The 14157-nt window shown below is 56.8% G+C and carries 14 protein-coding genes and 1 riboswitch; of the genes, 6 read left to right on the top strand and 8 right to left on the bottom strand.

Annotated features, from left to right (window positions below; all coding sequences use genetic code 11):
- Positions 1 to 304 precede the first annotated feature (304 nt).
- The 3 genes from AC1DK4_RS14465 to AC1DK4_RS14455 all read left to right on the top strand — a co-directional run bounded on the left by AC1DK4_RS14465 (position 305) and on the right by AC1DK4_RS14455 (position 2929).
- On the top strand, positions 305 to 904 hold the full coding sequence (locus tag AC1DK4_RS14465) for a recombinase family protein (RefSeq protein WP_477131607.1): 600 nt from the start codon (positions 305 to 307) through the stop codon (positions 902 to 904).
- Positions 905 to 972: 68 nt separating this feature from the next.
- Positions 973 to 1563 carry a uracil-DNA glycosylase family protein gene (locus tag AC1DK4_RS14460; protein ID WP_477131606.1) on the top strand — a complete coding sequence of 197 codons (591 nt, stop codon included), beginning with the start codon at positions 973 to 975 and terminating at the stop codon, positions 1561 to 1563.
- Between the two features lie 694 nt (positions 1564 to 2257).
- Positions 2258 to 2929 carry a hypothetical protein gene (locus AC1DK4_RS14455; RefSeq protein WP_477117549.1) on the top strand — a complete coding sequence of 224 codons (672 nt, stop codon included), beginning with the start codon at positions 2258 to 2260 and terminating at the stop codon, positions 2927 to 2929.
- A gap of 45 nt (positions 2930 to 2974) precedes the next feature.
- Here the strand turns inward: AC1DK4_RS14455 and AC1DK4_RS14450 are convergent, their stop codons facing one another.
- Both AC1DK4_RS14450 and AC1DK4_RS14445 read right to left on the bottom strand, forming a co-directional pair.
- Complete coding sequence (locus tag AC1DK4_RS14450) at positions 2975 to 3835, bottom strand: hypothetical protein (RefSeq protein WP_477131605.1); 861 nt, start codon at positions 3833 to 3835, stop codon at positions 2975 to 2977.
- 1721 nt (positions 3836 to 5556) lie between these two features.
- Positions 5557 to 5859, bottom strand: a complete 303-nt coding sequence (locus tag AC1DK4_RS14445) for a helix-turn-helix domain-containing protein (RefSeq protein ID WP_477131604.1) — start codon at positions 5857 to 5859, stop codon at positions 5557 to 5559.
- Between the two features lie 115 nt (positions 5860 to 5974).
- On the opposite strand from AC1DK4_RS14445, the gene AC1DK4_RS14440 reads away from it, so the two are divergent.
- From AC1DK4_RS14440 to AC1DK4_RS14430, 3 genes are all read left to right on the top strand, one after another.
- Positions 5975 to 7615 (top strand): lysozyme inhibitor LprI family protein, encoded by a 1641-nt coding sequence (locus AC1DK4_RS14440; protein ID WP_477131603.1) that lies wholly within the window; start codon positions 5975 to 5977, stop codon positions 7613 to 7615.
- A gap of 77 nt (positions 7616 to 7692) precedes the next feature.
- Positions 7693 to 8010 carry a hypothetical protein gene (locus AC1DK4_RS14435; RefSeq protein WP_477117405.1) on the top strand — a complete coding sequence of 106 codons (318 nt, stop codon included), beginning with the start codon at positions 7693 to 7695 and terminating at the stop codon, positions 8008 to 8010.
- Positions 8011 to 8103: 93 nt separating this feature from the next.
- Positions 8104 to 8304, top strand: coding sequence for a hypothetical protein (locus AC1DK4_RS14430; RefSeq protein ID WP_477117404.1), 201 nt, complete (start codon positions 8104 to 8106; stop codon positions 8302 to 8304).
- Here AC1DK4_RS14430 and AC1DK4_RS14425 read toward each other — a convergent pair.
- From AC1DK4_RS14425 to AC1DK4_RS14400, 6 genes are all read right to left on the bottom strand, one after another.
- On the bottom strand, positions 8293 to 8979 hold the full coding sequence (locus tag AC1DK4_RS14425; RefSeq protein WP_477117403.1) for a hypothetical protein: 687 nt from the start codon (positions 8977 to 8979) through the stop codon (positions 8293 to 8295). The genes AC1DK4_RS14430 and AC1DK4_RS14425 overlap by 12 nt on opposite strands.
- A 2-nt stretch (positions 8980 to 8981) precedes the next feature.
- Positions 8982 to 9332, bottom strand: coding sequence for a hypothetical protein (locus tag AC1DK4_RS14420; RefSeq protein WP_477117402.1), 351 nt, complete (start codon positions 9330 to 9332; stop codon positions 8982 to 8984).
- Positions 9333 to 9484: 152 nt separating this feature from the next.
- A riboswitch (SAM riboswitch) is annotated at positions 9485 to 9558 on the bottom strand.
- Between the two features lie 21 nt (positions 9559 to 9579).
- Positions 9580 to 10350 carry a DUF2971 domain-containing protein gene (locus AC1DK4_RS14415; RefSeq protein WP_477131602.1) on the bottom strand — a complete coding sequence of 257 codons (771 nt, stop codon included), beginning with the start codon at positions 10348 to 10350 and terminating at the stop codon, positions 9580 to 9582.
- A 230-nt stretch (positions 10351 to 10580) separates the two neighbouring features.
- Complete coding sequence (locus tag AC1DK4_RS14410; protein WP_477117400.1) at positions 10581 to 12407, bottom strand: recombinase family protein; 1827 nt, start codon at positions 12405 to 12407, stop codon at positions 10581 to 10583.
- Positions 12408 to 12425: 18 nt separating this feature from the next.
- Complete coding sequence (locus tag AC1DK4_RS14405) at positions 12426 to 13202, bottom strand: ComEC/Rec2 family competence protein (RefSeq protein WP_477131601.1); 777 nt, start codon at positions 13200 to 13202, stop codon at positions 12426 to 12428.
- 62 nt (positions 13203 to 13264) lie between these two features.
- Complete coding sequence (locus AC1DK4_RS14400; protein WP_441618826.1) at positions 13265 to 14146, bottom strand: TatD family hydrolase; 882 nt, start codon at positions 14144 to 14146, stop codon at positions 13265 to 13267.
- Between the last annotated feature and the right edge of the window lie 11 nt (positions 14147 to 14157).

Raw genomic sequence — 14157 nt, 5'->3', positions numbered from 1 at the left:
ATCGGGCCAATCCGGAAGCACATGAAAAGTCCCGCCGAAGCGCCGGGGGGCGTTGGGGCGGGCAGAAGTGTGGGAATCAGGGAGTGTGATCCCGTACATCTGATGTATAGGACCGTTGATGCTTATGTTCAATCCTTCATATGACGACGCATGGTCCACGCCGATCCGAGAAAGCTGGCCTGCGCGGCATGTCCGAAACCGAGCACATGCGGACTGCCCGAATTTGCATGTCCGAAACTATGCTTGTAAACATTTCGGACGGGGTGTAATATTCGTACTCCACTTTCGGACACATGAGGTGCGGATGTCACGACTTTTTGCTTACTGCCGGGTATCGACTGCGGACCAGACGACTGAGAACCAAGTCAGGGAGATTGAAGCGGCGGGATTCACTGTGGCGAAGCAGCGGATTATTGCGGAAACGATATCAGGTTCCGTCGCCGCATCCGAACGCAAGGGCTTCTCCAAGCTGCTGGATCGGCTTGAAGGTGGAGATGTACTTATCGTCACAAAACTTGATCGGCTCGGCAGAAATGCCATCGACGTGCGAACCACGGTGGACCGTCTGGAAGCTGCCGGGGTCCGCGTTCACTGCTTGGCGCTCGGTGGTGTGGACCTCACCAGCCCGGCAGGGAAGATGACCATGCAAGTCATCAATGCCGTGGCCGAATTCGAACGCGACCTTTTGATTGAACGGACGCAGGCTGGCATTCGTCGGGCGCAGGCTGAAGGCAAGGTATTCGGCAGGCCATCAGCCTTATCCGAAGAACAGCGTGCCGTGGTGTTGGAACGCTTGAATGCTGGTGCTCCCGTTGCCCAGATAGCACGCGACATGAAGACCAGCAGGCAAACGATTATGCGGGTGCGGGAGGCGGCGATGGGCGACATACAAGTCACGCCATGATGTAGTCACCAGCTTGACCGGAAGCCGCCCTTGTCCTATGACCCATGACTAAAGGATGGGAACCAACCATGTCTTCTCTACCGCTGACCGCTGGCAACCGCGTGACAATGACCGTCGGCGGGCAGGATGTTCAAACGCTTCGTGACATTCTTCCCACGCGTCCCGGACTTGAAGTTCTGTTCGTTGCCAAGACGCCAGCGCCGGTAAGTGTCGCTGCGGGCCACTACTTTCAAGGCGCTCAGGGCAAGATGTTCTGGAATCGATTGAAGGAATATGGTCTGTTCAACCCTACTACCCGGTTTGAAGATGATTCACTGCTCGACCACGGCTTCGGTATAACGGACCTTGTGAAGGTCCCGCGTGCGTATGGAAGCGAACCTTCATCAGAGGAATATGTGGCAGGGATGGATCGCATCCTCGAACTGATATGCGTGCATCATCCGCGTGTGGTTGTCTTCGTTTACAAGCGCGTTCTCGACAACTTGCTTCGGTATCGGTTTGGGTTGCGACAGAAGTCGGAATACGGCTTCAATGCAGGTCTTAACCTTCATTTCTCCAACGCACAGGTGTTCGCCTTTCCCCTTCCCGGAACGCCATGTACGGCAGCGAAAGCGGCCACGGCGATGCGCGAATTTGCCGACGTAGTGGGACGCCGTTGAGTGCGGCCAGCGCCTTGGCCCGGACCTATGGTATCTCGCGGGCCAGCGTTCTTGCAGTGGTAAATCCATAGCGGGCTGCGGGCCAGCAAGGCGAAATCTACTTCGCCGCACTACCACCACTGCAGTGGCCCATGCTGTCTGCCGGGTCCTGACTTGGCGACCCATCCTCACGTAATACGGGATCGTTGCGACATATCCAACGCATGGCGACGACCAGTGCAATGAGTAAGAACAAGGCGTAGCAGCCCAACGTCAGCGTAGCAAGCATGTAGACCCCTTCGATGTTCCGGGTTCTTGGGCGACCCGACTATCGCGGTAGTATGGACACATTTGGTGCCGGTTTGAACCAGACATCGGTGGGGACGACCAATGAATCGATGCGCGGCTGGCGAGACGGTCAGTGCCTTGGCCCGAACCTATGGCATCTCACGGGCATCTGTTCTGGCGGTGGTGAATCCGTAGGGCGTACCGGAAATCCGAGAATATTTTGGAGGATCGCGCCCATGATCTACGGGTTTCTAACATGTGCTGACTTGCCATCGATGCGAGGCGCGGTTGCGGCTGCACATGGACCCCGTGGAGACCGACCGCAAGCAGGATGATGGCCGAATAGCGGATTGATCACTGATGGTGAAAGGCATACACCGGAAGACGCCAGCTTCAAAGCAGCGGTCAACCTCTGTGTGAAAACGCCATGCCACTGTCTGATCCCGAAAGGCTTGCTCAATTCGTTCGATCTCTTCCAGACTTCGTCGTCTACGAGACTATTGACGGCAACTATGAGCACATCGGCGCGACTGTTGCCGATGCCGTCCTGCAAGCCAACCTGCGGTACGTAAGCCATGTGAAGCCGCGAGTGAACCGCATCTTGGCCGAATACCCGGAGGCAAGGACGACAAGCATAGTTCTACGCCTGTTGGGAACAAGCAGTGCCACGGAGTTCCTTCACTGGCGGGGCGAGGACCGCGCCGAACGCTTCTGCCACGTGCTTGACCTGTTCGCCGCTGAAAGCGTAGAAACCGAAGCAGACCTCCGCGACTGGCTGTCCGATGCCGCCAATCTACAAAAACTACGGTCCATCAAGGGTATCGGTCCCAAGACCGTGGACTACTTCAAAATCTTGGTCGGGGTATCGACCAGTGCTATCGACCGACATCTGCGCAACTTTCTCTGGCTGGCAGGGCTGGCACCCAGAGGCTATGGTGAGGACCAAGCCGTGATCAACGCTGCGGCGGACATCCTTGGCATCGACCGCGCCCACTTCGATCACAGCATCTGGCAGTACATGAGCAGGCGTGGGACGACATCTGGCATTGGCAATTGCAGTCACGTCAGCGCCCGTGGCAAATTGCAGTGGATATGCTGACCCGACGGTGAGATGGGTTACCTTGATGGCCGCCACTTCCGACCGTCAGGTAGTTACCGAAGCAACGGTCTGTCCCCGTTGAGCAAACCATTCAGACAGCTTCTGGCGTTCGGTCGCCGGGTCTGATTGGAAGCCGCAACCCGGCTTGGCACGGATCGGAAACGCGTAGATGAATTCTGATTCTTCGCCAAGATAATCGGTCTTGGTGGAATATCCCATGACCTGAAGTTCCTTCGAGAGTGTCTGGTTGTCCGCCATGATGTCGAGCTTACGCAGGAATTTTTGAAGGGATTCCCGTTTGCGTGCCCGGTCTGTCGAATCGATGTTCGGATGTTTGCGGTCGATCCATCGGTCGAGGGCGGTCTTTAGATCGATAACCAGCCCGCCACGCTTGTTTCTCAGTTTCAGGATGTAGACCACAAAGTCCCGTTTGGTGGGCGGGCACTGGCGAATAAAGGCTTGAATCTCGATTGTTCGCAATGATACCGAAGGTCCAGTCGTCGCGCCTTGCTTACGCGCTTGCGCGTTCGTCAGAATCTCGCCGGTATCGGTATCGACCCATTCATTGGGTTCGAGGTAGATGATCTTGGGGGCCTTCTTGGGGCGTTTCCATCCCGCCAATTTCAAGAGCCAATCGGGAATCGTCTTCTGGACCACGGAGAACACTTGAAGTTGCGATTGCGCCCTCTGATGATGTCGGGCCGGATAGTGGTCAGCGCCGGTCGGCCTCGCGGGATGGGTGTACGGATCAGCGGGCCATTTGCGTTCTCCGTCGTGGGACGGCACTTCATCCGCATTGAATGTCCGCGTAAGAGGCAAATGCGGATGATTGCTGGTGTCGGGTTCGGTAACGCCGGTCTTGGCAGCGAGTGAAACTGCATTGAGTTCTTCGATACTGTTGTGCATGTGAATTCTGGGCCGGTGATACTGGTGGCATCGTCGCAATCGATGATGCGTCGGATCACCGGTCGTTTCTTGTTGGTGATGGCTCGAATCCGGCTCCGAATCCAAGCTATGACTTCGGAAAAAACTGCGGTAAAACCGCAACTTTTTTCAAGAAATATCCTTATATATCAATGGTTTGCGATGTTTCCTATGAATACATAAAGACAGTTTTAAAAGACGACGTGTTGATGTTGTCTTGATTTGTTGCGGCTGGTCCTATTTGCTAAGAACCAGTGGCACGTGATGGCCGAAGCGCAGCGCAGGCCAGCAACGTCCTCGGACGCGACAGCGGACGAGCAACATAGTCATCAAACAAGATCAACTGGTGGGTTCCCATCAGATTCGATGGGTTAAATGCCCGCCATGTGAGGTCTTCATAGCGAACAGGGAACCGATGCCTGCGGCCTCGGTGAATCGCCGCCACTTCGTGCCGTCGAATTCACGGACAGGTGACGTGGAATTGCAGGCAACTAGTTGGTCTTCATCGATCAGACGAAGTCCAATTCGTGCGCTGGTCCTTCTTTGATCGACCAGTAGGTGGACAGACCCGGTATCTCAGGTCATCACCTATTAGTGGTTCAGATCAGTGACAGCGATGCGCAGGTAATGCACGACCTGTCATGGATTGGCACGGCTGATGTATGCCAGTAACCAATCTTGTTCGTTCGCTTCGCGTCCGAACTGCGTTGGCCCCGCTGGCGCGAAGCCACCACGCAGCAACTGGTGTGTCGAAGCAGATCAAGTCCGGTGTTCGAAAATTGGATTCGGCAGCCGGAAATGAGGTCCTGATATTCAGCGCCAGTCCTGATTGGACATCATGGAAGCACCGCAGTCGGTCGCTGCGCGTCCTCATGGCGTTGCAGGCTTCGCTGGCGCTTCGCCATCACCGGGGTGCTTCGAGTCAGATCAAATCCGATGTTCGAACATCGGATTCCGAACTCGAATATATGAGGTCCGATCTACACCGGCAGTGCTAATCGGTCATCCTTGGCGACATGCATCATTCGTCCGCTATCGCGTCCGAATGCGTTGCTGGCCTGCACTGCGCTTCGGCCATCACCGGGTACTGCCTTGTCCGCCTACCGGTGCTCACTTGGAACATGAAGTCCCATCTATTGCCGATAGGGGCGGCAATCTTCACCGCTGGCGGAAACCGGTCCTTTGGTCGTCAATGGCGACAGCCGCTGAGGCAGGGTTCGGCCCTTGGCCTCACGCCGTGCCTTGCGTTCCTGACGTTGGTTCCTTGGTCAAACTGGAACCTGATCAAGTCCAGCCGTTGACAATGGTGGCAACTTCATGCGAAAATTTACAATTCGGCGAAATTTCAACCAAACGCGGATAGCATTATACCAGAGATTGGTGTTGCTGTCGAGTGTTTCCGTTCGTTTGGTGTTTCTTCGCCGTTGTGCCTGCTTCCTCATTGACGCAGGAACTAGGGGGATTTGTCCAGCTTGCCGTCCCTGACACGTTGTCGAATACCGGCTAAAACGGAGATTTGCTATGCCTGCAACAGGTAGCGCACGCCTGCCCTTATCCTTGGGCACCAGCGCCACAAAGGTTTTCGACCTTATCCACTTCTCCGCATATCTAGCCAGCAAGGTTGCACCACGCGAACGCGTCGGCTTACTTCCAAGCTGCCGGTCGCAATCGACTGCACAGGCTACTTCATAACCCGGCTTCGTCTATCCCGACACTTCGTCAATGAAGGCGATGACCTTGGCACGTTGCTTCTTGTTCAGACGGTGAAATCTGAGAAGCAATTCGGCTTCTTCGTCGTTGGCTGAATGAAGGTACGCGGCCGGTACGCCCAATACGGCGGCGATCCGTTCGACAAGCTGTGCGTCGGGTGCACGCTTTCCTTGCTCATAGCGATTCATCCGTGCGCTGGCCGACATCGGATCAAGTCCGGCCTCGATGCCGAGACGTTCCTGCGATAGTCCGGTGCGTAGGCGTGCTGCTTTGAGCCGTTGTGCGAATACCGACATACCTGCCTTCAAGTGGCTGAAGACAAAGATCGTCCGGTTTTGGCTCGTCTCAGATGCTACCGATTTGGTAGTATTGCGGGCGCATCTATTCAGAACAGTACAGGGGGGAAACTACATGCAGAACAATCAGAATCAGCCGATATGGAATCCATCGACCGTCGCCGGTCTTAGTGTCATGTTTACCCCGGCATTTGGAAGCTACCTACAGGCATCGAACTGGCGCTCTCTGGGACAGCCGGAACGGGAAGCCACGTCGAAGGCGTGGTTCTATGTCAGCTTGCTCGTCTTGGCCGCGATGGCTGCTGCGGTTTGCTTTGCAGCCAAGGCTGGTGGTGACAGCGACGCAGTTCGCGGGTTCGTCAACATCGGCGGGCTGATCTACTTCTTCATCTGGTACGTGGCCTCCGGTCGCAAGCAAGTCAGCTATGTGAAGGACGGCTTCGGGAAAACCTATGCGAAAAAGTCGCTGGTGAAGCCGGTATTGGCGGCGCTTGGGGTGGCGGTCCTGTATGCCGTCGCCGTCGCCGGCCTGCTGTTCGCCACGCAAGGGTCCAGCGATGACGACGCCCAACCAACCGATCAGGCTTCGTCGGCTGGATCATCGTTCAGCCTTGCAAGCCTGTTCGGTGATACAGCCAAGCTGGACTGCGCGTCGCCGGACGTGAAGGAAATCATTACGGACAACTATGCTGACCAGCTTACCGGTACCGGGATTCCCGATCTGGGGATGGCGATTGAGCGCAAGCGCATCAACTTCCGGGTCGAGATGATTACCGAAACGGGGCGCAACACGGCATCGCAATTCGTGAACTGCAAAGGCAATCTGATCATCACTTTCCCGGACGAGGATTTGGCAAGGGCAAGGAAAACGCTTGGTGATGGTGGGCTGAACGGGATTTTTGCTGAGGCCATCCGCAAGACTGGACCGGCGTTCAACGAAGAAATTGCCTACAGGGTATCGGTCCCGGCAGACAAAGAGGAAAGGAAGAACGGGCCGCTTGTTGAAATCACCTTTGTGAATGCCAAAGAAGCATCAAGTAACTTTCGTATGTATGGCGCAGCGTATGGTGCGTTGGCATACACGGTCGCCGATGTCTCGGCATCAAAACGGAACGATGTGAAGTGGGACAAGGCGTACAAGGACGCCGTTGCTCAGGAATGCGGCAAACAGTCGAATCTTGATCTTTGCCGGTGCAGGCTGGACCAGTTCGAACAGGTTTTCAACCAAGACGATTTCCAGCGCATCGGCTACATCGTTCAAACGAAAACTCTGGACCCGGACAAGTACCCCAATTTCATTGCTCTGTCGGACAGCTTGAACAGGCAGTGCCCGCTGCCACAGGGTATCGCCAGCGTTCTGAAGGCATCGGCTGAGGCGGCACCGTCGCCGGTACCTCAGTCCGAAGGGAAGTCCGCTGTCGAAACTGCACCAGCAACAGCAGCGGCAGCACCGCAACCGGCACCGCAGGCACCGACAGCACAGCCGGAAGCATCGACGCCCGCAATTGCAGCCAGCTTTGACTGCGGGAAGGCGTCGTCCAAGATCGAGAAGCTGATCTGTTCGACCCCGGAAACCGCCGACGCTGACCGGCGCCTTGCAGCCGCATACGCCGCCGCCAAGTCGAAATCCGCCGATCCAAGTGCGGCCAAGGCCGATCAGGTGGCATGGATCAAGCAGCAACGCAATGCCTGCGGTGATGCGGCCTGTCTTCTGAAGACGACCGAAGCCCGCATCCAAGCCCTGTCCACGATGTGACGCCGTTCCAAGACTAGACCCGACCGCCGTTCATCGGCGGTTCTTCATTATTCGACCACTGACAACCGGAGAAGTCTATGAAAGCTCAATTGATTATTGGTTTGTTGCTGGCTGCTGGCGCGACGGCAGCGAACGCACACGTCATCGGCACCATCAAGGATGGCAGCGAACGCATCACGCTGACGGACAAGCGTTCATGTGATGGCTGCGAATATGAGGCCAGCACGACCGCGAAGGGCATGAATGCAAACTGGAACTACACGGACATCGACGGCATCATCCAAGTTGACGAATTCGATGGTATTCACCCGGCAGAGTCGCGGAAGTACAACCTTGGCAAAGATGTGCATCTGACTACGTTCGGCAAGAAGTTCATCGGACCGGCTAACGACTAAGCCCACGAGGCTGTCATAGCGGGACGACAGTACGCCGGATGTCGTCCCGGTCGTTCAACCAAGACCAGCGGAGTCTACGGATGGAGAACCTATTTGACGAAAATCTTCGCTGAATCCGACATCGCCATCGACGCCCTTGAAGCCCACATCCGCGACAGCGGCTTGGTTCCTCACAAGGTCCAGCCTGACGGCATCTGGCTACGCACCGAGAACGGCATCGGGTTCCGCGTTTCTATCATCGAGGACCGGAAGTTCTTCCGCATCGGGACTAGACGCACAAGATCATTTTTTTGATGGACTTCCGGTGCCCTGCTCAAAAAATAGGCAATGTTTGTTCATCATGAGATAGGTACACCCGGTATTTGCATCAGGCTTGTCCGATGTATCAACATCACCAGTGATGGTCAGCCGGATTGGTTCATCATCGAATGTGGGATGGTACAGGTAGCCCTTGATAAGACCCCTGAAGAACGTTCGGCCTTCGTGTTTTGCGAAGTTCTCCTTCACGATCTTTTTCACGTAGGTCAGTTGATCTTCCCAAGACCATGTCGATATATCGTCTGGCAGGCGGGTGTTGAAGCGACCGTTTCCACCTGTGACGCAATACAGGGTTATCTGGGTCGGGCGGGAAAGTTCAGGGATCACTTCGATGAAAGGGTGGAAGCATTTCCTTACTTCATCTTCCTCACGTTTGGCTTCGTCCGCACGCCTTTGCTGCATCTGTACATCGTTGGCGGCCATCACCACAGCGAGTTGGTCACTGCCCACGGCGAACCGGCTGGCTTGAATCCTATCCAGCAGCAACGCGTTGCCTTCACCCCACTCAAGCCAGCCATCAAGGGATGCCATGACCTTGCTGAAATTTGAATAGCCAAGTTCAGCAAAGAAATCCTTCGGGGCCAATCCTGACCGGGCCATCACGTCCAGAAGCAGCTTGCCGATGGGATAGTCGGAGAAACGAGGTTTCATGATCAGTCTCCCACACGGTTTTCGAACCGCCCATGCTCGGCATATGGAACAAGGGCAACGAGGAAACTGGCGATGTGCGGCAGGTCGTATGCGTACACCGGAAGCAGACTTTGCTTCATCCAGTGCGCCGAACGGATCACACGAAATCCGCCAATGGCACCGTTCGTGCAGCGCGCAGCTACGGCATCCCGCACTTCATTACGTGGCTTGGTGAAGAGGAAGGAACTGGTGCGGACAGTGCCGGGCAGTCCGGTTAGCAGGACGTGGTCTGGTGGCGGCGTATCCCGTTGGAACTGGAAGTTCTCGAACAGTCTGTCCAAGGAAGGCAGAACACCCAATATCGGCTGTGCCATTTGCATCTCCGTGCCCCGATGATTCCGGCGATCACCGGCCTTCGGGGTAGAGAGGCATGGCGACCCTTTAGCAAGCATTTGTGAGTCGCGCTGCAAGTAGTCATAACTCCGCGACGTAAAACGAAAAAACCCGTTCAGCTTGCAAAAAGCTAAACGGGTCTCCCACGCTTTAGCTGCATTTTTAACGCCCCCGCAAGCTGATCTTCAAATCGGGGCGAAGTGATCCTATCAAGGCAGAATACTGCTGTCAAGCCACGCCGGGATAACTCAAAACAGCCGAATGTGTCACATTTATCGCTGGATATGAGCGCCCTAGATACGCTTCGACGGTCGGCTTGAACCAACCTGCCGCATATGGGCAGACGACGATGCCTTCGATCAGTTCAGCAATGTCGATGTCTACGCGTCGCGAACCGTCCGTGATTGGGTCTTCCAGCATTTCCTTATAGCTGTTGAAGGTCTTGCCAACCGGCAGTTTGAGACCAACTACCAACCGATACTCTCGTTCGTGTTCGTAGAACCGCGCCTTATGGAAGAGGTGTTCGAACCCACTGCTATAGCCATTAGGCTGGAAGTCGTCGCGGCTGTAGTCAATGTATCGGACATTGCCGTCGTGGAAAAGTTGGTCATGGCATGCCCGCAATGCCTGCTTCAGCCGCCCAACGGTTGTCTTGATGGCTATCCCATCGTTGCCGTTGGTGAACGCCTTCCACATCGCATAGGATTCCATGTCGCTTCTATGCCAGCAACTGACTGCGAAGTGGTGTAGGTGCTTGGTATCGTCGGCAACGTCAGCCAGTATGCGGGCACGGACATCTGGTTCGAGGCCGGTGATCGAATCTAGCTGCCGCGTCGTCTCGGCGATAACACCAGCTACACGGGACACCGGAACCCGCAGTTCATACGGCTCCTTCTTGCGCAATTCCAAGGCAGTCGTGAAGTGCAGTTGCTTGCTTTCCAGCATGCCGAAGAACTTCGAAAAATCCGTGTAGTGCCATATCACCTGATCGTCTGGCACTGGTTCATACGGAAGGCATCTGATCATTGGGGTAGCCTATGGATATTCGGTACCCCAATATTAGCCCGGACAGCCCGGTTGATCTGGAAGGAGATCGACTTCCAGATGGCCTTCAGTCATGGATGCCCTGTCCGGTCAACCTATCGTCTTCGCCAGATCGGCAGCAGACGGATGGTAGTACCGTTTCAACATGGTCAGGCTGCGATGTCCCGATACCGCCGCTACCAATATCAGTCCCACGTTCCCAATTCAATGACTGCTACTGAAGGATCATCGAAGGTTGGACTAACGACACTGTACCCGCCTTTCTTGGTTTGGATCAGGAAATGCCTGTCTATATCCCTGCGCGATGCATAACGTCCCCGCCCCCCTCTCCCTTGCTTTCTGGGAGAGGTTTGATACGTCAGCATGTGACTTTCGATACTCGCTTCATCAAACCCACTTTCGATCAGCCCCGCCCTTATACGTTCGATCTGTTCCGGTGTCTTTAGGCTACCTGCCGGATATACTTTCACGACTTCAATCACTCGCCTAATTTGTGCAGCCAGCGCAACACGAACAGCAAACAAGGCTTCGCCATCCAATGATTCCATCCGGGAAATTAAATCACGGATCGTTTCACCGGCCAACTCAAAATCGCGTTTCGCGTCTGCGATGATATTCAGTTCCGCATCAAGTTTCTTTTCCGATTCATTCAGCCGATCTAATTCATCTTCCAAGATACGAATCCTATCAAGGATAACGGCAGGTGCCTTCCCAACGGCGATGGCATCGGTTAGATTTTTCGATTGGTGGCGATTTTCCTCAATTTCTGCCTTCACAGCCTGCAATTGCTCCTCAATCGAAAGTGCACGGTCCTTCGCTTTCGCAGGTTCTGCAACTGCCAAAATCTGCCCCAATTCAAGCCCGCGACAGAATGACAAGAAACTAGTTTCGAATTCCTTATAACCCCACTGGACGGCATAGCAGCCTAATCCACGTCGCGCACCGTCACATACAAGCACTTTCTTTGACGGTCTCTTGGTTTCACTTCCATCGTCATTCTTGACTCGTTTCGCAGCCGCTCCCGCCAGAACCATCGTACTATTGCAGTACCCACACTTAACCACGCCGCTTAATAGATTCGGTACATCAGCGCCCTTCCTAGCCTTACCTCCGCCGAAAGCGTTTTGCGATCGAAGACTTTGCAAGAAGTAGAAATCTTGCTTCGAAATAAGCGCCGGATAATAGTCCACAACCGGATCGCCGTGGGGTACAGCCTTCCCACCTTCAAAAACTGCCGGTTGAAACTCCCCATATAATGCAGGCGAAGTGAGAATCTTCTGAATATAGCTTGAATGCCAGCCGTTTCCATGATTTGAAAATGGCGGAACCGACCGGGCATTCAGGATTTTGGCGATTTGTGACTGCCCCATCCCGTTTTTCGCCGACCGGACGATTTCTCGTACAATTTCAACGCGATCCGGGATGAACTCAAATGTACACTTATCATCACTCAGTCGCATCCATTTTGGACACTGCGCCGTCAGCTTCTTTTCGGAAATAAGCTCACGCTTATTACTCCACGCCGCCCTTATCCGATGACTTTTCATCAGAGATTCATCGTGTGCCCGCGCCATGATCGTTATGGAGATGATCAGGTCAGACACATCTTGTTTGCCGGGATCATAGACCCGCCCATCGGCCAGCGTGACAATCGTAATTCCCTTCTCCAAGATCGACATAAAGAGCGTCAGTGCGGCGCGAACCTTGTCGCGGGACAGCCGGTCAAGCGACTCAACCAGCAGATAGGACCCAGCCGCTACATAACCTTCCTCCACGGCGGTCAAGAAAGCCCCTAACTCGCCACGTTCGATATTCGACCTATCAAATGCGGATACGCCAAGATCATGCAGATTAAGCGATGTGTCGAGCGTCAGGCCGTGGTCGGCAGCGTACTTCTCAGAAAGCGCCATCTGACGACGCAACGAATCGCCCTTCTTTTGCTCTGGGGTGGAGAACCGTATGTACGAGTATGCTGTGGGCACAATACTTCTCTTTTTGTCGACTGACATCATTGTAGTCGAAAGATGTATTCATAGCCTCGACTTTCTGATCAGGTGGCCGATGCCGGTGCGCGTGAACAAGGTCCAGTCCTGCGGCCGGATGCCGCGCTGGTCGCCCACCACCAGCGCCGCCAGCACGGGCGCAAAGCGGGCGTCGTCGGGCAGGCTGCCGAGCACGTGGTCGCGCACGCGGGCGCGCCAGCGCGCGATCCGCCATTCGAGGCGTTCGCCGACGGCCTCGCGCACGGGCCCGCGCTCGGCGCGGACGTAGCCTGTCGCCCCGAACCCGCCCGCCAGCAGCCAGAATTCGTAGTCGAAGCCGTGCGGATTGGCCAGGCCATGTGGCCGCGTCAGGCGCAGCGCGAAGACCCGCCGCTGGCCGGGCAGCAGGTCGTCCGGCGCATCCTCCCAGCCCAGCACGACGCGCGGCGGCAGCTGCGGCGCGCGCGCCGTCCCCGCAGCCGGCTCGTCAGGTGCGAATTCGAAGCGCTGGCCACGTGCCGCCTGCGCGGGCAGGCCCGCAACCACGCCGCCGACAACCAGGTTGACGCCCTGGAGCTCCGGCGCGAGCCGCTCTTGCAGGCGCGCGTCCGCGCGCCACGCCGACCAGCCGAAGCCGGCCAGCACCGCAACAGGAAGAAGGGCCAGGCGTGACCAGGCCGGATGCCGGTTGCGCAGGAGGATGGCCATGAGCAGCGCCGCCGTGCCCGCCATCGACAGCACGCAGGCGGCCGCGCGGCCCGGCAGCGCGCCTTGCTGTTGCAGCCACCAGCTCCCCGCCACGAAGGCGAGCAGGACCAGGCGCATGCCAGTCTCCGCAGAGATTCACAAGCGCCCGTTTATACGGTCAATGCACGGTGAGGAGCGTGTCAGGAGGAAACCGGAAGGTTGCCGTTTGTGTCGCCAGCCGAGGCCAAAGACGATGCCTCCGGGAACATGACGGCCTCGAACGCCGCCAGGCGCGGCAGCGCCGCCACCGAGTTGCGCCACATTGCCCGCGCCAGCGGCGCGGCGTCGATGCCGCGCAATTCGCCCAGCACCCGGGCCACCCCGACCACCTCGGCAGGCGTGTTGCGCGCCTTGTACTGCTCGCCGAACTGGTCGTCGGAGAGCCAGGCCGGCGCGATGTCGGGCGCGTCAGTCTCCAGCACGATGGCATCGAGCGGCAGCTCCTGCGCCAGGCGCCGGATCTGCTTCGCGCGGCTGAAGGTCAGATTGCCGCCGAAGCCCAGTTTCAGGCCCTGGTCGACAAAACCCTGCGCCTGCTGCGCGCTGCCGTTGAAGGCGTGGGCGATGCCCTGGCGCACGCCGGCGCGACGCAACTGGGCAGCGACCTGGTCCTGCGACTTGCGCACGTGCAGCAGCACCGGCAGCTCGAACTCGCGGGCGATCCTGAGCTGCTCGGCATAGATCCACGTCTGGTGCGCGGCATCGAGCCCCGGCACGAAGAAATCGAGGCCGATCTCGCCGATGCCGACAAAGCGCGGATCGCCGAGCGAGGCCTCCACTTCGCGGCGCAGGGCGTCGAGGTCGGCCTGCCCGGTGCCCGGCGTGTACAAGGGATGGATGCCCAGCGCATAGACGCAGCTGGCATGGCGCCGCGCCAGCGCGCGCACCGCGGCGAAGTTCGACACGGCCACCGCCGGCAGCACGATGCCGCTGACGCCGGCCGCGGCCGCGGCTTCGGTCACGGCCTCGCGGTCGGTGTCGAACTCACTCGCATCGAGATGGCAATGGGTATCGATCCACATGGCGGCTGCGG

The organism is Cupriavidus sp. 05N38, assembly GCF_056397345.1.
The sequence above is the reverse complement of the archived record's forward strand: the minus strand, read 5'-3'. Positions and strand labels throughout refer to the sequence as shown.